The organism is Burkholderia sp. Leaf177, assembly GCF_001424345.1.
GTDB lineage: Bacteria > Pseudomonadota > Gammaproteobacteria > Burkholderiales > Burkholderiaceae > Caballeronia.
The window spans coordinates 456,020-480,068 of sequence record NZ_LMPF01000001.1; the positions used below are offsets into that span (position 1 = coordinate 456,020).

General features: G+C 59.6%; 16 protein-coding genes and 1 pseudogene. 12 read left to right on the forward strand and 5 right to left on the reverse strand.

The features are described from left to right. Positions 1-57 precede the first annotated feature (57 nt). The 3 genes from parC (at position 58) to ASG35_RS02125 (ending at position 7,129) form a co-directional block, all read left to right on the forward strand. On the forward strand, positions 58-2,370 hold the full coding sequence (parC, locus tag ASG35_RS02115) for a DNA topoisomerase IV subunit A (RefSeq protein ID WP_056352270.1): 2,313 nt from the start codon (positions 58-60) through the stop codon (positions 2,368-2,370). Positions 2,371-2,514: 144 nt separating this feature from the next. Beyond that, complete coding sequence (locus ASG35_RS02120) at positions 2,515-2,973, forward strand: CopD family protein (RefSeq protein WP_056352274.1); 459 nt, start codon at positions 2,515-2,517, stop codon at positions 2,971-2,973. Between the two features lie 139 nt (positions 2,974-3,112). After that, positions 3,113-7,129: an autotransporter domain-containing protein gene (locus tag ASG35_RS02125; RefSeq protein ID WP_056352277.1), complete on the forward strand. Its 4,017-nt coding sequence runs from the start codon at positions 3,113-3,115 to the stop codon at positions 7,127-7,129. Between the two features lie 30 nt (positions 7,130-7,159). On the opposite strand, the gene ASG35_RS02130 is transcribed toward ASG35_RS02125, so the two are convergent. The 4 genes from ASG35_RS02130 to ASG35_RS02145 all read right to left on the reverse strand — a co-directional run bounded on the left by ASG35_RS02130 (position 7,160) and on the right by ASG35_RS02145 (position 12,731). Next, complete coding sequence (locus tag ASG35_RS02130) at positions 7,160-9,526, reverse strand: bifunctional diguanylate cyclase/phosphodiesterase (protein ID WP_442854795.1); 2,367 nt, start codon at positions 9,524-9,526, stop codon at positions 7,160-7,162. A 549-nt stretch (positions 9,527-10,075) separates the two neighbouring features. Then, the gene (locus ASG35_RS02135; RefSeq protein ID WP_056352284.1) at positions 10,076-10,540 is read right to left on the reverse strand and encodes a RidA family protein; all 465 of its coding nucleotides are present in this window, start codon (positions 10,538-10,540) and stop codon (positions 10,076-10,078) included. Positions 10,541-10,568: 28 nt separating this feature from the next. Beyond that, on the reverse strand, positions 10,569-11,765 hold the full coding sequence (locus tag ASG35_RS02140; RefSeq protein WP_056352907.1) for an aminotransferase-like domain-containing protein: 1,197 nt from the start codon (positions 11,763-11,765) through the stop codon (positions 10,569-10,571). A 75-nt stretch (positions 11,766-11,840) separates the two neighbouring features. Beyond that, a complete protein-coding gene (locus ASG35_RS02145; RefSeq protein WP_082508184.1) occupies positions 11,841-12,731 on the reverse strand; it encodes a VOC family protein in 891 nt (296 codons plus the stop codon). 297 nt (positions 12,732-13,028) lie between these two features. Between ASG35_RS02145 and ASG35_RS02150 the strand changes: the two genes are divergently transcribed. The 3 genes from ASG35_RS02150 (at position 13,029) to ASG35_RS02160 (ending at position 18,337) form a co-directional block, all read left to right on the forward strand. Further along, positions 13,029-14,471, forward strand: a complete 1,443-nt coding sequence (locus ASG35_RS02150) for an aminotransferase-like domain-containing protein (protein ID WP_056352908.1) — start codon at positions 13,029-13,031, stop codon at positions 14,469-14,471. A gap of 154 nt (positions 14,472-14,625) precedes the next feature. Next, a complete protein-coding gene (gene htpG / locus ASG35_RS02155; RefSeq protein ID WP_056352286.1) occupies positions 14,626-16,545 on the forward strand; it encodes a molecular chaperone HtpG in 1,920 nt (639 codons plus the stop codon). Positions 16,546-16,807: 262 nt separating this feature from the next. Continuing rightward, the gene (locus ASG35_RS02160) at positions 16,808-18,337 is read left to right on the forward strand and encodes a hypothetical protein (RefSeq protein WP_056352290.1); all 1,530 of its coding nucleotides are present in this window, start codon (positions 16,808-16,810) and stop codon (positions 18,335-18,337) included. Between the two features lie 90 nt (positions 18,338-18,427). On the opposite strand, the gene ASG35_RS02165 is transcribed toward ASG35_RS02160, so the two are convergent. Then, positions 18,428-18,685 carry a hypothetical protein gene (locus ASG35_RS02165; RefSeq protein ID WP_200945675.1) on the reverse strand — a complete coding sequence of 86 codons (258 nt, stop codon included), beginning with the start codon at positions 18,683-18,685 and terminating at the stop codon, positions 18,428-18,430. A 122-nt stretch (positions 18,686-18,807) separates the two neighbouring features. Between ASG35_RS02165 and ASG35_RS02170 the strand changes: the two are divergent. The 6 genes and pseudogenes from ASG35_RS02170 to ASG35_RS02195 form a co-directional block, all read left to right on the forward strand. Beyond that, positions 18,808-19,365, forward strand: a pseudogene (locus ASG35_RS02170) (chorismate--pyruvate lyase family protein); the annotation flags it as partial. Between the two features lie 5 nt (positions 19,366-19,370). Further along, the gene (locus tag ASG35_RS02175; protein WP_056352295.1) at positions 19,371-19,844 is read left to right on the forward strand and encodes a DNA-deoxyinosine glycosylase; all 474 of its coding nucleotides are present in this window, start codon (positions 19,371-19,373) and stop codon (positions 19,842-19,844) included. Further along, positions 19,841-20,758 carry a hypothetical protein gene (locus ASG35_RS02180; RefSeq protein WP_056352299.1) on the forward strand — a complete coding sequence of 306 codons (918 nt, stop codon included), beginning with the start codon at positions 19,841-19,843 and terminating at the stop codon, positions 20,756-20,758. Before ASG35_RS02175 ends, ASG35_RS02180 begins: the two co-directional genes overlap by 4 nt. A gap of 249 nt (positions 20,759-21,007) precedes the next feature. Further along, positions 21,008-21,262, forward strand: coding sequence for a DUF3311 domain-containing protein (locus ASG35_RS02185; protein WP_056352302.1), 255 nt, complete (start codon positions 21,008-21,010; stop codon positions 21,260-21,262). Further along, the gene (gene mctP, locus ASG35_RS02190; RefSeq protein ID WP_056352910.1) at positions 21,262-22,812 is read left to right on the forward strand and encodes a monocarboxylate uptake permease MctP; all 1,551 of its coding nucleotides are present in this window, start codon (positions 21,262-21,264) and stop codon (positions 22,810-22,812) included. The genes ASG35_RS02185 and mctP overlap by 1 nt, the downstream gene beginning before the upstream one ends. Before the next feature lie 122 nt (positions 22,813-22,934). Further along, positions 22,935-24,044, forward strand: a complete 1,110-nt coding sequence (locus tag ASG35_RS02195) for an FUSC family protein (RefSeq protein WP_056352305.1) — start codon at positions 22,935-22,937, stop codon at positions 24,042-24,044. Positions 24,045-24,049 lie beyond the last annotated feature (5 nt).

The following is a 24,049-nucleotide window of genomic DNA, read 5'->3' on the forward strand; positions in this document are numbered from 1 at the left end:
CCACCTCCGAATCTCGTCTGCCCTTGAACCTCGTCAACGCATAACACTGGAAATCCGATGGACGATCTCTTCGCGGAACAAGAAGCCGCGCCCGATGGCGAAAAACTGACGCTTGGCGATTACGCCGAGCGCGCGTATCTCGACTACGCGGTGAGCGTGGTCAAAGGCCGGGCGTTGCCCGATGTCAGCGACGGCCAGAAACCCGTGCAACGCCGCATCTTGTTCGCCATGAACGAGATGGGTCTGGCGAACACGGCCAAGCCGGTGAAATCGGCGCGCGTGGTGGGCGACGTGCTGGGTAAATATCATCCGCACGGCGACCAGTCGGCGTATGACGCGCTGGTGCGTCTCGCGCAGGCTTTCTCGATGCGTTATCCGCTGATCGACGGCCAGGGCAATTTCGGTTCACGCGACGGCGACGGCGCGGCGGCCATGCGGTACACGGAAGCGCGTCTTACGCCTATCGCCAAGTTGCTGCTCGATGAAATCGACATGGGCACCGTCGATTTCATGCCGAATTACGATGGCTCGTTCCAGGAGCCGAAGCTCTTGCCGGCGCGGTTGCCGTTTGCGCTTTTGAATGGCGCATCGGGTATTGCCGTGGGTCTCGCGACGGAAATTCCATCGCACAATTTGCGTGAAGTCGCCGCTGCGGCGGTCGCGATGATCCGCAATCCGAAGATCGAACATGCCGAATTGATGGACATGATTCCGGGTCCGGATTTCCCGGGCGGCGGACAGATCATTTCCAGCCCGGCGGAAATTGCGGCTGCCTATGAAACCGGCCGCGGCAGTTTGAAAGTGCGTGCGCGCTGGAAGATCGAGGACATGGCGCGTGGTCAGTGGCAACTCGTGATTACCGAATTGCCGCCGAGCACTTCCGGCCAGAAGGTGCTCGAGGAAATCGAGGAACTGACGAACCCGAAAATCAAGCTCGGCAAGAAGGCGCTGAGTCCCGATCAGTTGCAGACCAAGCAGACCCTGCTTGCATTGCTCGATACGGTGCGCGACGAATCGGGCCGCGACGCGCCGGTGCGCCTCGTGTTCGAGCCGAAGTCGAGCCGTATCGACCAGACGGAGTTCGTGCATTCGCTGCTCGCGCATACGAGCCTGGAATCGAACTCGTCTATCAACCTGGTCATGATCAGCGCCGACGGCCGGCCGCGTCAGAAGGGGCTTCGCGAAATCCTGCACGAGTGGATCGGTTTCCGCTTCACCACGGTCACGCGGCGCACGCAGCATCGGCTCGGCAAGGTGAACGACCGCATTCATATTCTCGAAGGACGAATGATCGTCTTCCTGAATATCGATGAAGTGATCCGCGTGATTCGTGAAGCCGACGATCCGAAGGAAGCGCTGATGCAGCGTTTCAAGCTCAGCGAGCGTCAGGCCGACGACATCCTTGAAATCCGGTTGCGTCAGCTTGCACGGCTCGAGGCAATCAAGATCGAGCAGGAATTGAAGGATCTGCGTGGCGAGAAGGAAAAGCTCGAGGAATTGCTGAACAGCGACGCGGCCATGAAGCGCTTGCTGATCAAGGAAATCGAAGGCGATGCCAAGACTTATGGCGACGAGCGACGCACGCTGATCCAGGCGGAAAAGCGCGCGACGTTCGAAGCACGCGTGGTCGATGATCCGGTTACGGTGGTGGTATCGCAGAAGGGCTGGGTGCGGGCGTTGAAGGGTCACGGGCTCGACCCGGCGAGCTTCCAGTTCAAGGCGGGCGATGGCATCTACGGCACGTTCCTCGCGCGCACGCCGGACGTTTTGATCGCCTGGGGCAGCAACGGGCGTGTGTATTCCGTGCCCGTTGCGCTGTTGCCGGGCGGTCGCGGTGACGGCGTGCCAGTGACGTCGTTGATCGAGCTGGAGTCGGGAACGCATCTGCTGCATTACTTCGCAGCTTCGGCGGATCAGCCTTTGCTGCTGGCATCGAGCAATGGTTTTGGCTTCATGGCCAAGCTCGGCGACATGGTCAGCCGCGTGAAGGCGGGCAAGTCGTTCATGACCATCGACGATGGCGCGGCTCCGCTGGTTCCCATGCCCGTGCTGCCGGGCGCCACGCATGTTGCATGCTTGACCAGCAACGGACGCTTGCTGGTGTTCGGTATCGATGAAATGAAGACGCTTTCGGGCGGCGGTCGAGGCGTGATCCTGGTTGCGCTCGAACCGAAGGAAACGTTGCGGCAAGCGCTGGCTATCGACAAGCGCGGGCTCGTATTGACGGGCGCCGGACGCGGCGGCAAGGTACGCGACGAAAAGCTGAGCTCGGCAGCGCTCGAAGCTTATGTCGGCAAGCGTGCGCGCAAGGGTCGTGCGCCGGATATCACCATCAAGGTCACTGATCTGCGTCCGGTTCTCGAAGGCTGAAACCTCGCGGTCGTCTCAAATGCCCGGGCTGATTGGCCCGGGCATTTCTTTATCTTGAAAAATACTTGAACTGGTTTCGCCTGGCAGAGTCGAACGCCGGAATGTCGCATTCAGCGACGGATAAACATGCAATCAGGAACACAGATGAACAAGGCAATTGAAGTGGCGCTGTTCCTGCATTTATTGGGCGTAGCGGTCTGGATTGGCGGGATGATATTCGCGCATTTTTGCCTGCGGCCGGCAATCGCGGATTTATCGCCGCAATTGCGTTTGCCTTTGTGGGAATCGGTATTCGCCCGGTTCTTCAACTGGGTTGCGGCATCGGTGCTCGTGATCCTGTTGACCGGTGGATTTCTGTTGTCGCAATTCGGCGGCGGACATGCGCCCTGGCCGCTGCATGCAATGGCCGGCATCGGCATTGTGATGATGCTGATTTTCGGACATATCCGTTTCAGCGTATTTCCGAAGATCCGTCGCGCGGTTCAATCGCAGAACTGGCCGGATGGCGCGCGCTCGGTCGGCACCATTCGGCGTCTCGTACTGATCAACATCGTGCTGGGAATCGTGACTATCGGCACGGCGGTTTTATCGCGCGGACTATAACGCGTCGCTGATTCATGCGTCGTTGATTCATAAACAAAAACCTGAAGCATTTCACTCTTTGTTCGATGGCTTCAATGCCCATCGCCAACGCGTTCCCGAGAGACTAAAGTGCTGAGTCAACTCGATTCGGAAACGGGTAATGAGCGCTTCAAAAAAATCGCAGGGACAGCCGGGCGCTTCGACAATCCGGGCAAAAAAAGAGCGGCGCTGGATTAGCGTACCCATCACGTTACTGGCAATCGCCAACGTGGCTATCGACACCGCGCACGCCACTGATCTGCCCAGTTCGAAAACGGGCTACGTGTTGAATCCCGGTGATAATCCATTCACCGTTGTTTCGGATGCCGTTATCGATACCATTGCTCAGGGCAGTATCGCGATTTACGGAAAATCCGATAAGGCAATTACATGGACGCTCACGAATAACGGCGTAGTTATCGGTGGCTATTTCGCCGTCGAATTCGACAGTCCCGTGTCGATCCTGAACAACGGTTCAATGCGCAGCAATACCACGACCGGAATCGCGTTATACAGCGGCGGCGAAATCGTCAATGCCGCCGGTGCGTCGATCCTGGGTCATTTCGATGCGGTTTTTGCAAATAGCTCGACCAGCGCTGTAACCAACGCGGGCACGATAAGCGGCTCAGCGGAGAATCTGACCAGCACGCAGTCGGGCATTCATTTGCCGAGCGGCGGCACCGTGACGAATCTCGCCACCGGAACGATCGTTGGATATGGTCCCGTCATCCTCTCCAATTCCGCGACTAAGGTTTTCAACGACGGGACGATCATTTCCCTGAACGGCACGGCGATCGATCTGAGCGCCGCGGCGACAGGCAGCGGCGCCGGAACCGGCAGCTTCGTTTCGAACAGCGGGAGCATCAACGGGTCGGGCGGTACAGCGATCCTGTTCGGGCCAAACGACGACACGCTGCGGCTGACCGGGACATCGACAATCCTCGGCGTCGTCGATGCGGGCGCCGGAACGAACACGCTGATCCTTGGCGGAACGAACAATGGCAGTTTCGACATCTCGGGCGTGGGTGCATCGGCGCAATATCGCGGCTTCACGCTCTTGCGTAAGGACGATCCGGGCGCGTGGACTTTTACCGGCGCGAACGGCGACGCAGAAACGTGGCTCATCAACGGCGGCGGCATTTCGGTAGCCGGGCAATTGAACGGCAGCCTGATCGCCCAAGCCGGCGTGACCGGTGTCGATATCGACGTGTTGCCGGGCGGATCGGTTGCGGCGAGCGCGGGGAATGCGGTATCAGTGAATGACAAGAGCCGCGTGGTCAACCGCGGTTCGATATCGAGCAACGCCGATGGCATGGCCGCAGTGCTCGCAACCGGCGACGCAACGAGCGTGGAGAACGCGGGCTCCATTGCAGCGCAAGGCGCGAAATCTGTCGGCGTCCTGATTGTCGTTCCATCGGGCGCAGCAAGCCTCGCGAACGAGCGCGGCGGATCGATCACGAGCGCGGCGGGAGATGCGGTCAAGGCGTCGGTTCAGGGTGGCGCGAGCGTTTCGATCACCAACGCGGGATCGATTGCGGGAAGCGCGGACAACGGGGCCGGCGTACTGATCGATGCAACCGCGGGCTCCGCGAGTCTTGCGAACCAGCAAGGCGCTTCGATCAAAGGCGCGTCCGGGGTTTTGGCGCCGGGAGCCGCGAATGTATCGATCACGAATGCAGGGTCGATCGCGGCGATCGGCATTGGAGGAACCGGTGTCGCGATCGATGCACCATCGGGCGTGGCCGTGCTGAGCAACGAGCGCGGTGCATCGATTTCGAGCGTAGCGGGCGACGCGGTCAAGGCGGGTTCGAACGTATCGATCAGCAATGCCGGCGCGATCGAAGCGAGTAATCCAGACGGAGCCGGCGTTGCGATCGATGCACCTTCGGGTTCTTCAAACCTCGTGAACAAGTTGGGCGGATCGATCACGGCTGCAGGCGGCGACGCGGTGCAGGCGGGATCGAACGTAGCGATTGTCAACGCCGGGCGTATCGCGTCGAATGGGGACCACGGGAATGGCGTCGCAATCAACGCTTCGGCAGGAACGGCCAGCCTCGTGAACCAGCGAGGCGCATCGATAACCGGCGCCAACGGCGTTTCGGCGCTGGCCAGCCGGGATGTTTCCATCGAGAACGCGGGGTCGATCGCGGCGCAAGGCGTGAACGGGACAGGCGTTTCCATCGATGCACCCAGCGGCGTTGCGAGCCTGACGAACGAGCAGGGTGCATCGATTGTCAGCGCTGCCGGCGTTGCCGTGCTCGCTGGATCGAACGTGTCGATAGTCAACGCCGGAACGCTCGACGGCCAGGTCGCCGCCGTGCGTTTTACGGGATCCAACAACCGCTTGACGCTCGGCAACGGCAGCAATGTAAGTGGTGATATTGACGGCGGATCGGGTTCGTCGAATACGTTGACCCTGGAAGGCGCGGGTACGTTGGCAAGCCGGACGTCCGGCTTTTCGACGCTGACCATGCAGGACGCCACGTGGACTTTGTCGGGTCCAATATCCGTCACAGCCGCCAGCATGATTCGCAACAGCACGCTGACGCTGACCGGCAGCTTGTCGAGCCCATCGATCACCATTACGCCCGATTCCACGCTCAACGGCACGGGCGCACTGAAGGGCATGGTTTCGATGCAAGGCGTCATCGCCCCGGGCGCCCCGGCCGTATCGGGACTGCAACCGCTATCTACGGGCACGCTTTCGGTGAGTGGCTCGTACACGCAAGCCACCGGAAGCCGTTACGAAGCCGACGTCACGCCTGAAAATCACGACCTGATCGCCGTCGATGGAACCGCTATTCTGCAAGGCGGCCTCGTGCGCGCGCGTCTCCGCGCGGCGTCCTTCACGCCCACCGACACGTACACCATCCTGAGCACGACAGACGGTCTTACGGGCATCTTTTCCGGCATCGAAACGCTCAATCCGTTTGTCTCTGCCTCGCTTTCCTACGATCCCAGCAACGCTTACCTCCACGTACAACGCGGCTTCCAGTTCGCCGGCGGAACCCCGAACCAGATCGCGGTCGAAGCGGCGCTCGATCATGGCGTAGCGGGCATCGGCGCAGGCGCCGCGCCAACGCGCGACTTCTTATCGATTGCAGGCGATTTGCTGAGCCTTGAAGGTTCGTCGGCATACGCGGCGCTCGATCAGTTGAGCGCGGAAGCCTACGCCGCGATCCCGAACGCGCAATTCGAAGCCGCGCGCCTCGGCATGAACGCGATCGACGACAGGCTGAGCGCCGCGCGTTTCGCGGGCGAGTGCGCGGCGGACGTTGCGACGCCTTCTTCGGTCAATCCCGGGCGAGTGTGTTCGTGGATCAGCGTGCTCGGCAGCACCGGCAAAATCGGCGGCTACGACACGTGGCTCGGCCAGCAAACGAGCGTGGGCGGCGTGATATCGGGCATCGATTACCGCATTGTGCCGAAGGTCATCGTCGGCGCCGCGCTCGCCGCCATGCATGGCAATACATCGACCAGCACCTTGCCCGTTCATGGCCAGTTCGATACCTATCAGGCCGCGTTCTACGGCAGTTACGTGCCGGGGACATACTGGCTGCAGGGATTATTAGGATACGCGCGCAATAGTACCGACATGAAGCGTTCGCTCTTTTTCACCGATACCCCACGCACAGCGCTCGGCAGCGTGGATGGCAACCAGTACTTCGCCACGCTGAGCAATGGCCTGGATATACCGGTTGGAAAAGTCGGCGTGGTGTCGCCGTTTGTATCGCTTGAATTGCAGCGTGCAGAGACGCCGGCGTTCAACGAAAGCGGCGCCGGCGCGGTGAACCTCGCCGTGTCGGCGAATACGGCAAATTCGATTCGATCGTCATTGGGTGCACGCTGGCGCAACGAATTCGATCTCATCGGCCATGCATGGAGTCTTAACGGCGAACTGGCCTGGGCTCATCAATACGGGACGCGCACACAAGCGGTCAGCGCAAGTTTCGAGGGTGCGCCAAACAGCGATTTCACGGTGCATGGCAGCGGCGCCGCGCGCGACGCAATGCAGGCCGGAGTCGGCGTGCGTGTTGCGTTAGGCCGGCGAGTGCATGCCGGTTTGCGCTACGACGGCGAGTTCGGTGCCGGCAGCCATGTGCATGCGGGAAGCGTGGGATTCGACTATCGGTGGTAAAGCACCGCTGGTAAAGCATTGGCGAGCAACTCAATCCAGCGCATTCGACGGCGCTTCGCCAAACGGAAGCGCGGCGACATCGGATACGAGGCCCAAACCGCACACCCCGAACCGGTCGAGCAAGGCCTGAACGCCATCGGCCGGTACCGCGCGAGAAAACAAGAAACCTTGCGCTTCGATAGGTCCAAGCCGCGACAGCCACGTAATCTGCTCTTCGGTCTCCGTGCCTTCCACAACCACCGTCAATCCGAGCGACCGCGCCAGGTTCACAATGGCCGAAACCATCACGCAGACGCTGCGATCGTGCGGAATGGCCTGGATGAACGACCGGTCGACCTTCAACGTATCGACAGCAAAGCGGTTCAGATATGACAGCGACGAATATCCCGTGCCGAAGTCGTCCAGTGCGATCCGCACGCCGAGCCGCTTCAGCGCCGCAATCTTTTCCGCGACGATATCCGGAAACTCCATCATCACGGTTTCGGTGATTTCGAGCTCGAGCTTGCCCGGCGCAATGCCGCTGTCGCGAATGGCGGCGGCCACTGTTTCAAGCAAATCGCCGCGCCAGAACTGCACCGCCGAGATATTCACCGCAAGCGACAACCCGTCATACCCTTGAGCCTGCCAAACGGCCAATTGCCGGCATGCCGTGTGAATCACGAAATCCCCGATAGGCACGATCAAGCCCGTGCTTTCGGCGACCGGGATGAATTCGTTCGCGGGGATGAGGCCGTGTTGAGGATGGTTCCATCGGGCAAGCGCTTCAAAGCCGGTGATGCAGCGGCGACTCAAGTCGATCTTCGGTTGGTATGCAAGGAACAACTGGTTTTGCGCGAGCGCGACCCGTAATTGCTGCTCCCACTTCATCAGATGGTCCGCGCGATGCGACAACTGCGGCGAATAAAACTGGAAGCAGTTCTTGCCGGCGTCCTTTGCGCTGTACATGGCGAGATCGGCTTTCTTCAGCAGGTCGATTTCGCTTTCGCTTGATATGGAATACAACGCAATGCCAATGCTCGCGTGCAGCACGAACGCGCTGCCGCGGACATCGAAGGGCGTAGCGAACATACGCGATACCGCTTCGGCCATTTCGACGGCTTGGCGTTCGACATCGGCGCCCTTGACCACGACCACGAACTCATCGCCGCCGATGCGCGAGAGCGTGCCATGGTCGCCGACGGTTTCCGCGAGCCTCGATGCCGTCATCTGCAGGACGATATCGCCGGCGTTGTGGCCGAGCGTATCGTTGACCGTCTTGAAGTTGTCCAGATCGATGAACAGCAGGGCGAGATGACCCACGTTCTCGGGCTTCACCACATCGTGCCTGAGCGTCTGCAGCGTGGAATACCGGTTGCGCAATCCCGTCAGCAAATCGTATTCGACCAGATGCGTCATCTCGCGCTCGCGCCCGAGCAGCTTGCCGATCAGGCCCGTCGCCACCGCGAAGAAGCCGAGCATGGCGAGCGAGATGAAGGTCGCCATCAGTAAATAGACGCGGCGCGTATGGTTGAAGTCGGTGAACTCTTCGGCCTGCGAAAGGCCGACCAGCACGCCGAGCGGATATCCATCGATATGCCGGTACGAAACGATGCGCGTGACGTCGTCAATAGGATCGACATAGATACCCGACGCGTGTTCCGACGTCGGGTACACGCCGCTTGCGGTAAAGACGCTCGCCGAGTCGCTGCCTGGCTCGCCCATTTTCAGCATGCGGCCGTTGGCCTTCGACGTGAACGAACCCGCGCCGGTGCTGCGCGCGAGCACGGAGCCGTTGTCCGAGATCACGGCAACAACGCCTTCACGGCCTATGGATGCAACGTTGTAAAAATCGCTCGTGAAATAGCTGGGGTTTTCGGACACGACCACCACGCCGGCAAAGGATCCATCGGGATGGTTCAGGCGCCGTGTGATCTGCAGTGTCCATTGTCGCGAGATGCGTCCAAGGACAGGCTTGCTGATATACAGCAAGTCATCGTTCGATAACGCGTGCACCTGGAAATGCTCACGGTCCGACAAATCGACGGGCTTCGGATTCGACTCGGCGGTGGTCGCGGTCAGCATGCCGTGTTCATCGATAATCGATACTTGCACCAGCGTGTCGCTTTGCACAACGCCTTTCTCAACCGTGCTCGCCAGGTTGAAATGGCCGGGCGTCTTCTCGAATTCGTACTTGACGAAGCGGGTGATCTGGTCGACCTGGTGAATTGCCTTGATCGTATGCTGTTCGAGCGCCGAAGAAAGAATCGCAGCCGATGCCATGGACGCGTGCGTTGCCGCTTCACGCTCGACCGAGAGGCGGGCGAAGATGACGGTCCAGAGCAGCGCGAGCACGAGCGCCCCCAGCGCGGGAATGGCGAACAATGCGCGACGTCTGCGGGGAAAGTCCGCGTGTTTCATGTCGCGTGGCGCTTTGGGCCGTGATCGATTCATGGGTTCGGTCAGTTCATGGACCCGGACGTGGCGGCGGGCGGGTGGTCCGGATCAAATTGGCGGTCCGGCGGTCCGCGGCTGACTCAACCCGGTTAGTGATTCAACCGGATATGGATGCATGTTGAGAATCGTTTGCGTATTTGCGCGCGAAATTGCCCGAAGCGCACCTGTATTTCTTACAGTTATTAATTGAATACGGATACTTGAACTTGCAGCGTCCCGGATTCGGCGTGCAGCCGAAACTCAGATATTACCAATGGCAACCGGTTTAGATATTACTGAAGGCGACCCGTTTAAGGAAGCACGGCGGCAGGATGGCGCATCGAGGTATACGCGGATAGTCTGAAACGACCACCCGTAGCGGCTTTGCGCCTTGAAACGTTGTTTCGCAGACGCGATTCAAGCATATAAAAAGCGTCCGGATTCATCATCCCGATGCCGAGCGGCATCGGGGAAAACAATCAAATGCAATAAACGCGGCGATCAAAGACGCGTTAATGGTTAATTCTCGACCGTTCAGGCGACTTCGGCGATCAACTCAATCTCGACGCATGCGCCAAGCGGAATTTGCGCGACGCCGAATGCGGAACGGGCGTGTTTGCCGCGCTCGCCGAATACGTCGGCGATCAGTTCGGACGCGCCATTAGTCACCAGATGTTGTTCGGTGAATTCGAACGTGGAATTCACGAGGCTCATCACCTTTACGATCCGCGTGACCTTGTTAAGGTCGCCCACGTGCGCGTGCAGCGTTGCAATCAGGTCGATGGCGATCGAGCGCGCGGCGGCTTGTCCTTCCGCCGTCGTGAGCGTTGCGCCCAGCTTGCCCGCCCACACTTTGCCGTCCTTTTTTGCAATGTGACCGGAGAGGAACACCGTGTTGCCGCTTTGCGCACTCATGACGTAGGCCGCGGCGGGTGCGCCGGCGGTCGGCAATTCAATGCCGAGTTCCTTCAGCTTGTCGTAGACATTCAGTTGAGCCATGTGAATTTCCCTTGAAATGATGGTGAAATCAAACCAGTGCGCGGATCAGCGCGCCGAGTTTTGCAACGCCTTCGTCGATCTTGGCAGGCGGCACTGTGACGAACGACAAACGCAGCGTGTTGTGCTCGGCTTCGTTCGCGAAGAACGGGCCGCCCGGAACGAACGCGACGTGCTGCTCGATGGATTGCTCGAGCAGTTTCATTGTATCGATGTGCTTTGGCAGCTTGACCCACACGAACATGCCGCCTTCCGGCCGGTTCCATTCCACGCCCGCCGGCATGTGTTTTTCAAGCGATGCCAGCATGGCCGCGCATTGATCGCGATACAGCGCGCGGATCTTCGGAATATGCGTTTCGAGGAAACCGTCCTTCACGACCTCATACACGATGCGCTGCGTGAGGCTCGGCGTATGCAGGTCGGTTGCCTGCTTGGCCTGGACGAGTTTGAAGTGCAGTTCCTCGGGCGCAATGATGTAGCCCACGCGCATACCCGGCGACAAGACTTTCGAGAACGACCCCAGATGCACGATGTGATCCGGCGCCATGGACAGCATGGTCGGCAACGGCGTTCCGGCGTAGTCGAGCGCGGCGTACGGATCGTCTTCGATCACCGGGAAACCGGCGCGTTGTGCAAACGCGGCAAGCGCCGTGCGGCGTTCGAGCGACAAGCGGCGGCCCGTCGGGTTCTGGAAATTCGGCTGCGCATACAAGAGACGTGCGCCCGCGGTCAAAGTCGCGTTCAGTGCTTCGGGAATCAGGCCGTGCTCATCGGTTGGAACTTGAACGTAGTTCGGCTCGTACATTGAAAACGATTGCAGCGCGCCGAGATACGTCGGTGTTTCGACCAGCACGCGGCTCGCGGGATCAATCAGGACTTTTCCGAGCAGATCCAGCGCCTGCTGCGAGCCGGTCGTGATCAGCACTTGCGACGGACGCACCGACGCGCCATTCACCGAATACCGTTGCGCAACCCATTCGCGCAACGGCAAATATCCCTCGGTCGCGCTGTATTGAAGTGCGGCAGCCGGACTGTCGCGCAGGATGCGATCGCACGCCACACGCATTTCTTCGACAGGAAAAGTCGCAGGCGACGGCAATCCGCCGGCAAACGAAATGACCTCTGGACGCTCCGTGACCTTCAGGATTTCACGAATGGCCGAACTGGTGAGCTTTCTTGCGCGTTCGGAAAGTTGCCACGGCTGGGCATGAAGGTCGGCTTGATTCATGGGGTCCTCGGTCGGTCTCGGTGGGCGGTACGGTGTGTCGGTCGTGATGCGGCGGATCATTATTATCGCGCCGCTTCAATGCTCTTCATGTTCTTCGTGCTGTCCGGTTTTTCCGGATGCTGAGTCGCTCGCGGAATCGCTTGCGGTTTCCATATCTTCAACGGCTTCGGTCAGGTCTTCTGCCTTCTTGCTTTTCGCGCGCTTTCGGGCAGGTTTGGCCGCAGCAAGTTCAGCTTGCTTCGCCGCCTGCATTGCAGCTTCGATTGCCTCGGAGGTTTCGCCCATCGTGACGATGGAGCCGTCCGGCAATTCGAATTCCGCGATCAGAACCGGCGCGCCTTGCGTCACTTCGACGTTCATCAAATGCGATGCGCCGAGCCACGCCATCTGTTCCAGAAGCAAATGCGCTCGCGGGTGAAACCCCGTCAGCGACTTCACGGCAATACCAGTTTCGGGCAACGATTCACTCGGATGCCGCGCCGTGTCCCACTGGATCAGCGAGGGCAGGAGTCCATCGCCGGAACCTTGCCATGCGGGAAACGAGCCATCGTCGGGAACGGTCAGGTTCCAGCTGTTCGTGCCGCGCGACATGGCTACAACAGGCGGGATGCGCTCAGGATATTGCGCCTGCCAGCGCGCCAGCAGTTTCGGCCGATCGACGCGCGCAACCCAATGCACGAGTTGCGGGCCTGTTTCAAGGCGACCGAGAAACTCGGGGTCATCGAGCGCAAAGAGGCGAGGGCGCGGCGAGTCCACACCCATATTGCCTGCAGCGGGATCGATTGCGATCACTTCCAGATACGCGCCGCCCCACAGGTTCAAAAGGCGATTGTGCGTGCGCATCAACGGATGAGCACCGCCCTCGCTCGTCTCCACGCCCAGTTTCGCGGCGATAAAACTCGCGCCTTCTTCGAGCGTGCGGGCGGCGATTACGAGATGGTCGAGTTGCAGCGGCGGAGCGGTCATGGTGCACGAACTACGTAATTACGACGTGAATGAGATGCGTGAATAAGCACGGCCAGGCTCGCCAGCATACCCGTTTCGCCCGGCTGCGCGGTCGCGTTAGCCATTCGGCCGGGTATTTGGCAGGTATTTGCCAAGCACGCGATACACCCCCGCCGCTCACCGCGAGGTTGCAAAAGCGGCCAGATTAGCATCGGCGGATTCTTAAAATGTATCGAGTTGCGCCGTGACAGTAACGGTACAATCTGTCCGATACTTTTCGGTACAGTAACCGCACGCATTCATCCGATGGAGCCCGGCATGTCCGTTCCGCTCGACCAGATTCCCGCGCCGCACGGCGCGCCGCAGCTTACGCTCGTCGACCAGCTGGTTCAGTGGGGCCGGCGCCGTATCGACGAACGCGTGTTTCGCCCGGGCATGCGCATGCCGTCGATCCGCAAGCTCGCCGTGGATAAGGGCGTGTCGCGTTTCACCGTGGTCGAAGCGTACGAACGGCTGGTTGCGCACGGGTATCTCGACTCGCGCCGTGGCTCCGGTTTTTTCGTGCGCGACCGCAGCGGTTCGAACGACGCCCATGTGCACCCGCAATCGGCCAGCGATCCGCAGCCGGTCACGAGCACCATCGACGTGGTCTGGCTGCTGCGCAACATGCTGCATACGTCGAGTCCTGCGAAAGGGCCGGGAATCGGGTATCTGCCGTCGAGCTGGCTGAACGGTGAATTGCTGACCGGCGCGTTGCGCTCGATCAGCCGGCAAAGCGGCGGGCAGATGCTCGGGTTCGGCACGCCGCAAGGCTTCTTGCCGCTGCGCCAGCAGTTGCAGACGCGGCTTGAAGAACTGGAGATCGGGGCATCGACGCAACAGATCGTGATGGTGTCGGGCGTGACGCAAGCCATCGACCTGATTGCGCGTGTGTTCGTGAAACCGGGCGATACCGTGATCGTAGGCGACCCCGCGTGGTTCCAGATGTTCGGCCGCTTCGTTGCGCAAGGCGCAAGACTCGTCGGCATGCCGTACACGCCCGATGGGCCAGATCTCGACGCGCTCGAAGAACTCGTGAAGACGTGGCGTCCGAAGATGCTCGTGATCAACTCCGTCCTGCAAAATCCCACGGGAACGTCGCTCACGGCCGCACAGGCGTTCCGCATCTTGCAGCTCGCGCAGACCTACGATTTCATCGTCGTGGAAGACGATATCTACGGCGACCTGTGCCCCACCAACTTCGCGGCCACGCGCCTCGCTAGCCTCGATCAGCTGAAGCGCGTGATCTTTCTCAACAGCTTTTCGAAGACGCTCGCGCCGAACCTGCGCGTGGGGTACATCGCGTGCGCGCCGGAAGTGGCCAACGCGATCGCGGATCAGAAGATGCTCGTTGGCATGACAAGTCCCGAACTCAACGAGCGCGTCCTGTACAAAGTCCTCACCGACGGCCATTACCGCCGTCACGTCGAGCGCCTGCGCGTGAAACTCGACAGCGTGCGCGAGAAGACCGTGCGCATGTTCGAAAAAGTGGGCTACAAGCCGTATCACGTCCCGGAAGCAGGCATGTTTTTATGGGCCGATACCGGCGTGGATTCGGAAGGGCTCGCGGCCTTCGGGCACGAAGCCGGATTTCTTTTGACGCCGGGAAGCCTCTTCTCGCCGCATCAGCTGCCGAGCACCTGGATGCGCTTTAACATTGCCAATTGCGGCGATCCGGGCTTGCCCGCAATGCTCACCGAGTATGCCGATCGAATGGGTTGAGGCAAACACGCAGAAAAAGGGGCCACAGTTTCGCTTCGAAGGGCGGCTCTTGAAATTGCCGCCGGCGACCTCATCTGCCGCAGAATTCGCGCGGTGTTTATCTCCACCGCTGCTGCTTAAAACCTGTCAACACTAGACCAAAGAGGAACCGACCATGGCACAAGAAACCATGAGCTTTCAGGCAGAAGTGAAGCAGCTTCTGCACCTGATGATCCATTCGCTCTATAGCAACAAGGAAATTTTCCTCCGCGAACTGATTTCGAACGCATCGGATGCGGCGGACAAGCTGCGTTTTGAAGGCATCGAAAACAGCGCGCTGTACGAAAACGATCCGGATCTGCGCATCCGCATTTCGTACGACAAGGCGGCCCGCACGATCACCATCGACGATAACGGCATTGGCATGAGCCGCGACGAAGCGATCGCGAACCTCGGCACGATCGCGCGCTCGGGCACGAAGGAATTTTTCTCGAAGCTTTCCGGCGATCAGCAGAAAGACGCTGCGCTGATCGGCCAGTTCGGCGTGGGCTTTTATTCGGGTTTTATCGTCGCGGACAAGATCACGGTTGAAACGCGCCGCGCCGGATTGCCGGCAAGCGAAGGCGTGCGCTGGGAAAGCGCGGGCGAAGGCGATTTTGTGGTCGAGCAGATCGAACGCGCGCAACGCGGTTCGAGCATCACGCTGCATCTGCGTCCGGAAGAGGACGAGTTCCTCTCCACGCACAAGCTGAAGTCGGTCATCCAGAAGTACTCGGATCACGTCGCACTGCCCATTTTGATGAAGCAGGAAGAGTGGGATGCCGAGAAGTCGGAGATGGTCACGAAGGACGAAGACGAGACCGTGAACCAGGCAAGCGCGCTGTGGACCCGCGCGAAGAGCGATGTCACCGACGAGCAATACAAGCAGTTCTATCAGCACATCTCGCACGATCACGACGAACCGCTCGCCTGGACGCACAACCGCGTGGAAGGCCGCAGCGAATACACGCAATTGCTGTATGTGCCGAAGCACGCGCCGTTCGATATGTGGAACCGCGATCATCGCGGCGGGCTGAAGCTTTATGTGAAGCGTGTGTTCATCATGGACGACGCCGAGCAATTGCTGCCGGCGTATTTGCGCTTCGTGAAAGGCGTGGTGGATTCGGCTGATCTGCCGCTCAATGTATCGCGTGAAATCTTGCAGGAAAGCCGCGACGTGAAGGCCATTCGCGAAGGCGTGACGAAGCGGGTTTTATCGATGCTGGAAGAAGTGGCATCTTCGTCCGCCGAAGCCAACGATGACACCACGGACGACGCCGACAAAGCCAAATACGCGACCTTCTGGAAAGAGTTCGGACAGGTGTTCAAGGAAGGCATCGGCGAGGATTACGGCAATCGCGAACGCATCGCGAAGCTTGTGCGGTTTGCATCGACGCATACGGATTCGTCGGCGGAGCAGACGGTGGCGCTGGCCGACTACGTGTCGCGCATGAAGCCCGAGCAGACGAAGATTTATTACGTGACCGCCGACACGTGGCAGGCCGCGAAGAACAGCCCGCATCTCGAAGTGTTCCGCAAGAAGGGCGTTGAAGTGCTGCTGCTGACGGATCGTGTCGACGAATGGATGCTGTCGTTCCTGAACGAATTCGATGGCAAGCCGCTGCAAAGCGTCGCGCGTGGCGACCTGGATCTCGGCGCATTGAACGACGAAGAGAAAGAGGCGCAGGAAAAGGTCGGCGAAGAACTGAAACCGCTGGTGGAAAGCATGAAGGCCGCGCTGGAGGGCAAGGTCAAGGACGTGCGCCTGACGTTCCGCCTGACAGATTCGCCCTCGTGCCTGGTAGCCGATGACGGCGACATGAGCGGTTATTTGCAGCGCATGCTGAAGCAGGCAGGTCAGGCCGCGCCGCAAATGCAGCCGATTCTCGAGGTGAATCCGGAGCATCCGCTGGTGAAAAAGCTTCACGCCGACGACGCGAATTTCAGCGACTGGTGTCATCTGCTTTTCGATCAGGCAATGCTGGCCGAAGGTGGATCGCTGGAGGATCCGGCGAGCTTTGTGAAGCGCACTAATGCGTTGTTGCTGGCGCGATGATTTAAAGAAAGTTAACGTTGTACGAGCGCCCTTTGGGGCGCTTTTTTTATGCCGTCATGAACAGCATGGCGAGATGAAGCAAAACAATGTTTTATTTATCGCGGATGTAGGAGTTGTCCGGTATGTAAAACAGGATCGATTAAGCAAAATGCAATGCGCAATTTCGCAAACAGTAAGCCTACGGTTTGCATCGCGCGATCAAGGTGTCGAACCGGGCTAGAACTGATGGTCTAGCCTGGCCATTTTCTTAAGAGGTCCTAATATGTCCAATAATATCAACGTCAACACTGCTCCTATCGCGCCTGAAGTGGTCGGCTACGTCGATCATTCCGTAAGCAACTACGCGGACGCTCCCGTTGGCGGCCCCTTTTACGATGCAACGCCCGGCATCGTTTTTAATAGCGTTCCCGGCGAAACGTACACCATGTATGACAACGGTGGGCTGATTGGTACTATCGTCGCCACGAAATCTGTTACGAACTGGACTATTCCTGCTGTGCTGGCCAATGGCCAGCATGAACTCGTGCTTGTTGCCAGCAACGACGCCGGTTTGGTAAGTCCGCAAGTCAGCATTCCCGTTGCTATTGTTGCGGGCCCGGGCGCTCCGCGTTTCAGTGGCTTGATCGATCACACCATCAGTAACTACGCTGACGCGGACATCAGCAAGCCGACACACGACGTCAATCCCACACTTACGTTTGCAGGCACAGCCGGCAACACAATCAGCGTGTTCGAGGGTAATCATCTAATCGGTACCGCGCTAATAACTGCATCAACGGTTCAGTTCACGCTCCCGACCATGTCCAATGGCATCCACAACCTGAGCATCATTGAAACGAGCGCAGCAGGCATCAGTGTGCCGACGCATCTTTCTCTGACGGTCGCAGCACCGGTCGCCGCGCCCGTCGCCGCACATGACGCGCCGGCAACGCCAGAGCTGCTCGGTATGATCGATCACACGGTCGACAACAACTGGAACTTCAATTCGGGCGAGCTTTCGAACGATCCGAATCCGACTGTTGTCCTCACAGCCAAGATTGGCGACGTACTGACCGTATCCGATAACGGCGTGGTGATTGGTTCGATCGTCGCGACGTCAGAGCAAATGTCTTGGACCCTGCCGACGCTGGCAGACGGCCGTCACAGCCTGACCATCACCGAGTCGAACAACAACGGCGTCAGCGATCCGCTGACGCTGAAACTCACGGTGTACGCTGACGGCGCTCTGGTCCCGGCCGATACCACGCCGGACGCGCCGCAACCGGCCGCCGACACCAACGTTCACACGGCTGTTGGCCTGCACGACGCATTTGTTGCAACGGGCGATCACCAGACTGTGGACCTGAACGCAGACCCGGCTGCCTACTTCAAGCAAACAAGCGCGCATATTGAAGGCGGCGAAGCAGGCGTTCACACGCTTCATCTGACGGGCAGCAACGAAGTGCTGGATCTGACTTCGCTGACCGGCAAGACGGCTGCTGCGAAGATTTCGGGTATTGAAGTCATCGATCTGGGCGGCCACACCAATTCGGTGAGCCTCTCGATTGTCGACGTGCTGAACCTCGGCCAGACCGATCTGTTCATGTACGACGGCAACAAGCAGATGATCGTCAACGGGTCGAATGGCGATACGGTCGATTTGCTGCACGCAAACGTAGCGCGCGTTCAGGAAGCCGACTGGGAAAACCATGGCACGGCCAATGTGGGCGGCGTGGAATACAACGTTTATCAGCATGAAGGCGCGCAGACCGAATTGCTCATCCAGCAAGGCGTGCACGTTGTAGTGCATTAAACAGTAGGGCGTTGATCTGCGTGCGTTTTCACAGCATGCAGATCAAGCAGGTTGAACCAGCCGTTTTCGGAGTGATCCGGAAACGGCTTTTTATTTAGCCTTGCGTTCCTTGTTCGCCTGCGCGACAACGGACGCCGCCAGCGTCTTGGTTTCTTTGGAGTATTTATCGCTGTGAAGAACCAGCGAAGCCTTGTGCTCCATTTGAGCGCCGGTCTGGTTTTTCGTATGCGTTTGCGATAAAGCCGATGCAGCCAGGCTTTTCGCAATAGCCGAAGCCTTCGGATCATGCAGCGTATGCGAAGCCAGCGTGGCAACGGCCTTCGACGTCTGTTTTGTATTTACCGACATGTTTTCTCTCATGGTTGACTGATTGCCGGTCATCTCCCGACCGGTTTCTCAGTCTTCCCGTACCGTCCGTCTACATCTATACGATTCGTCCTATTTACACGCGTGGTTTTATAATCTCGCGCATGCTGAATACCCTTATTGCGGCGCCCGGCGACTGGCGCATTCGTCCGCTTCCTGCTTTCACCTTCGATCAGAAAGACTGGCTTACGCGCGGCGGTTCGCTTACCGCGCATTTGCGCGAGCTCGGAACGGTCACCGTCAATGTCACCCGCGAAGCCGTCAGCCAACCCTGGCGCGACGAAGCCAGCGCATTGAACATCACGCCGCGCTTGCCGGTGTGGACGCGTGAAGTCGTGCTGAAAGTCGAGGGCGTGCCGTTTGTGGCGGCGCATAGCATCGTGCCGCTTCATGTCAGTTCGGGCGTGTGGCAAGCAATCCGTCGCTTGCGAACCCGGCCGCTCGCCGAACTTTTATACAGCGACAGCAGCGTCTGGCGTTCGCCTCTGACGTCGCGCAGGATCACGGCACGCGATCCACTTTACGTACTCGCGGCCACGCAAACGCTTCATGAAACGCCGCACGCATTCGTCGCGCGCCGGTCCGTATTCGTGCGCAAAAGCGCGCCGCTCATGGTCACCGAATGTTTCCTGCCCGCGCTCTGGTCGTTTCTCGAGCGCCGCGAAAAATGCTGAAAGGCTTCCCGCCCATCGCCGATAAAAACACGCACACGCTGATACTCGGCAGCTTTCCCGGCGTTGTATCGCTCGATGCCGCGCAGTACTACGCTCATCCGCGCAATCAATTCTGGCGTCTGGTCGGAACAGTGATCGGCGAGCCGTTGAACGAGCTTCCCTACGATGCGCGCGTGCTCAAGCTGCTCGGACATGGCATCGGCTTGTGGGACGTGCTCGCGGCGTGCGAGCGCGAAGGCAGTCTCGACAGCGCGATCCGCCATGCAAACCCCAACGACTTCGCGTCGTTCCGGCTTCACGCGCCGGGCTTGAAAAAGATTTGCTTCAACGGCAAGACGTCGGGCCGTTTCGAACCGGTCATCCGCGAAGCAGGCTACGAAACGCTCGTCCTGCCGTCGTCGAGTCCGGCGAATGCTATCCTCTCGTTCGATCAAAAATTGCGCATCTGGCGCGACATCCTTAAATGACCCAATTAATCAAACGCGCGTCGGCTGAAGCGCGCGCGTTCGGCAAGCGCAAAGACAAAAAGCACGATAAAAAACGCGCCAAGCGTGAACGCGATGACGACCTCGAAAACGCGCCGGGCATCGATATGCCGCGTATCGATGCCCCGCGCAAACCGCGCTTCGCGCCGGTGACGTTCTCGGAAGAGGGCGGCGTGCGTTTCCTGCATTTCGGCACCGAATGGGTGCAGGGCGCAATGCGCCTGAAACGGCCGAATCACATCGAACTCGAATACGCGCAGCAAATGATGGCGTGGCTGTTGTTTATCGAGACGCCCAAGCGTGTGGTGCAACTCGGTCTCGGCGCGGCTGCGCTGACGAAGTTCGCGCACGCGTTCCTGAAGCGCGCGAAGGTCGAAGCGGTCGAGCTGAACCCTTCCGTTGTGATCGCCGCGCGCACGATGTTCGAACTACCCAACGACGACGCGCGTCTCACCATCCACGAGCAGGACGCCTACGACTTCGTGAACGACGCCGCGAATCACGGCAGCATCGGCGCTCTGCAGATCGATGTCTACGATGCCACCGCGCGCGGCCCAGTGCTCGACAGCGTCGCGTTCTATCGTGCGTGCCGGGCTTGCCTGACGCCGTCGGCGGGCGTGGTGACGATCAACCTGTTCGGCGATCATCCGAGCTTCGTGCGCAACATGAAGCGCCTGAACGAAGCCTTCGATGGCCGCGTGATCGCGCTGCCTGAAGTCCACGATGGCAACCGCATCGCCATTGCGTTTGCCGGTCCTGCGCTGGACGTTCCATACGCACAACTGGAGCAGCGGGCGAAGCTCATCGAAAAGGAACTGAAGCTGCCCGCGCGTCAATGGGTAAAGGCGTTGTCGATCAGTGCAGATTCCGGCGATACACCCAGCTTTTCCGTCTGAGTAACAAGCGGTTCAACAGCGAACCCGGAGCCTTGACAGCGGCCTGGAAAGCCAAAATTACATAATGCTTTCTGGGCTCATTACGGTTCGGGTTCGCCCTGCTTGACCGGCTTTTATGCGTCCATATACTCCACGTGTTATTTCGGGGCGCTATTTAGGCTGGCGCTTTGCCACACGCCGTGCAAGTCGATGCATTGAGCCGCGCAGCCGCTAGCCAAGCAGCAATTTAAAGAGAAAAGAGGAGGCGTGATGGCTCAAGACGCGGTGACCGTTTCCGGTCAAGTGCGCAACAAACGGTGGCTTTGGCTGCTGATACTTCCCTGGATTGCCGTTGTCTGGGTGCCGTTTTACAACAAGATCGAACCGGTGCTCTGGGGTTTTCCGTTCTTCTACTGGTATCAGTTGCTCTGGGTTTTGATCAGCGCGGTCATCACGGCCGTGGTCTATAGAAAAACCAAGCCCATCCACGATGCTCCCAAGCTCAACCCGGGGAGCCCGCGATGATGAACGCCACCGCAACTTTCGTCTTCGTCCTGTTTTTCATAGGCGTGACGATCCTGGGTTTTGTCGCCGCTCACTGGCGCAAGGCCGATCTCGGTCAACTCGATGAATGGGGCCTCGGCGGCCGTCGCTTCGGCACGATCGTCACGTGGTTCCTGCTCGGCGGCGACCTGTACACCGCGTACACGTTCGTCGCGGTTCCGGCGCTCGTGTTCGGCGCGGGCGCCACCGGCTTCTTCGCGTTGCCGTACACCATCCTGATCTATCCGTTCGCGTTTGTCGTGTTCCCGAAGCTCTGGGCAATATCGAAGAAATTCGGTTACGTGACCGCCGCCGACTTCGTGCACGCGCGCTACAACAGCCGCATGCTGGCATTGGCCATTGCCGTGACGGGGATTGTCGCGACCATGCCGTACATTGCGCTGCAACTGGTCGGCATTGAAGTGGTGATCGGCGCGCTCGGATTCGATACCAAGGGGTTTGTCGGCGATCTGCCGCTGATCATCGCGTTCGCCATTCTCGCGGCCTACACGTACACGTCGGGCCTGCGCGCGCCGGCCATGATCGCGGTCGTGAAGGACGTGCTGATCTACATCACGATCATCGCCGCGATGATCATCATCCCTGCGCAGCTCGGTGGTTTCGGCGCGATCTTCCATGCGGTCGATCCTGCCAAGATCCTGTTGAAGGCGCCGGATGCCGCGAGCCTGAACGGATATAGCGCGTATGCCACGCTCGCGGTCGGGTCGGCGCTTGCGCTGTTCCTGTATCCGCACTCGGTGACGGCGGTGTTGTCGTCGAAGTCGGGTAACACGATCCGCCGCAACATGGCCTTGCTCCCGGCGTATTCGCTGGTGCTCGGTTTGCTCGCTTTGCTGGGCTACATGGCGTTGGCATCGGGCGTGAAGGACATGCCGGAATTCGCGCCTTACTTCAAGGCATACGGTTCGAACTTCGCGGTCCCGGCGCTGTTCCTGCACTTCTTCCCGTCGTGGTTCGTTGGCGTGGCGTTTGCGGCGATCGGTATCGGCGCGCTGGTGCCTGCCGCGATCATGTCGATTGCAGCGGCCAATTTGTACACGCGTAACGTGCACAAGGAGTTCGTGAACACGAACATGACGCCGGAGCAGGAAACCAACGTAGCGAAGCTGGTGTCGTTGCTGGTGAAGGTCGGCGCGGTCGTTTTCATCCTGGCGCTGCCGCTGACGTACGCCATTCAGTTGCAATTGCTCGGCGGGATCTGGATCATCCAGACGTTGCCGGCGCTGGTGCTCGGCCTTTATACGCGCGTTCTGGATCACCGTGGTTTGCTGCTCGGCTGGGCTGCGGGGATTGCCACGGGCACGTGGATGGCGGTATCGCTGAAACTGGCTGGATCGATTTTCACGATCCATCTGTTCGGCTACGCCATTCCTGGATACGCCGCGGTGTGGGCGCTGATCGTGAACCTGGTGGTATCGATCGTGGTGAGTATCGTGGTGCGCGTGATCGGCCTCAAACGTTCCGATGACCGCACGAGCCCCGAGGATTATCTGGATGTAGCGGAAACCTGATCCCTCAGGAGATCCTTCAGGAGCAGAAAGCTGGTAAAACGCCCGTAACGGATGTTGCGGGCGTTTTCTTTTTCCGGAGGCCGTTTTATTGTCAGGGTGTAATTTGTTATCCACGGAACCGCATGTCGTCCACCGAACCATCCAAGCCTCTTCGTAGCCACACGCGGCGCACGCTGCATGTGCTCGGCTCGCCGTATTTTCGATACCGCCACGCCAAGTATCTCCATGCGGCGCGGGTGGCGCTGGCGCTGCTTGCATCGATTGCGCTGACGTCGGGTATCGATATTCCTCACGGCGAGTGGTCCACGGTGACCTTGCTCGTCGTGATCGGCGGCTTGCAGCATCACGGCAATATCCGCAAGAAGGCGGCGGAACGCGCGGTCGGGACGCTGCTCGGGGCATCGCTCGGTCTCGGGCTGATCCTGCTGCAATCGGTGACGCACTCGACCATGATCACGTTCGCGCTGCTGGCCGTCATTACCGGCGTGTGCGCGTATCACGCGATCGGGAAGCCTGGCTACATTGCGTTGCTCACGGGCATTACCACCGTGATTGTCGCGGGGCACGGGAATCTGTCCATCGATGTCGGCCTGTGGCGCACGCTGACCGTGCTGATCGGCATTGTGATCGCGCTGGCGTTTTCGTTCGTGTTGCCGCAATACGCGACTTATTCGTGGCGTTATCGTCTCGCCGACAACATGCGCGACAGCGCGCGTATTTACGGAGCGATCGTGGAAGGGCGGCAAATACCCGTCGAAATCATGACAAAACGATTCGCCACGATGAACGCCCGGCTGGTTTCATCGCGTTCACTGCTGGCGTCGGTTGCAAAGGAGATCAACGCGCCGGTCGCCGTGCTCGAGGATATTCAGCGGCAGCATCGGTCGATCATCACCGCGCTCGAAATGTTGGCGTCTTCCGTTCCCGACAACGCGCCGGGGCTTGCCGCAAGCGGTCACGCGGAAGAACGCGCCGTGCGTCATACCTTGTTGCTGATGGCGCGCGCATTGCGATTCGGACGCGTGGGTTTGCTGCACGCGGCAACCGGATCGCCGGCCGCCGCTGCACGGCTCGAACGGACCGCGAGCATTGCCGCCGATGTCGCGCCCGAGTTGCAAGGCCCGTACTGGCTGGCGAAGCGGCTGGCCGAACAGGTGGATCGTCTGCGCCTGCGGCTGATCGAAATCGAGCGGCAATGGAACCTTGAAGGTGCGCAGCCGTTTCATCGATAAGTTTT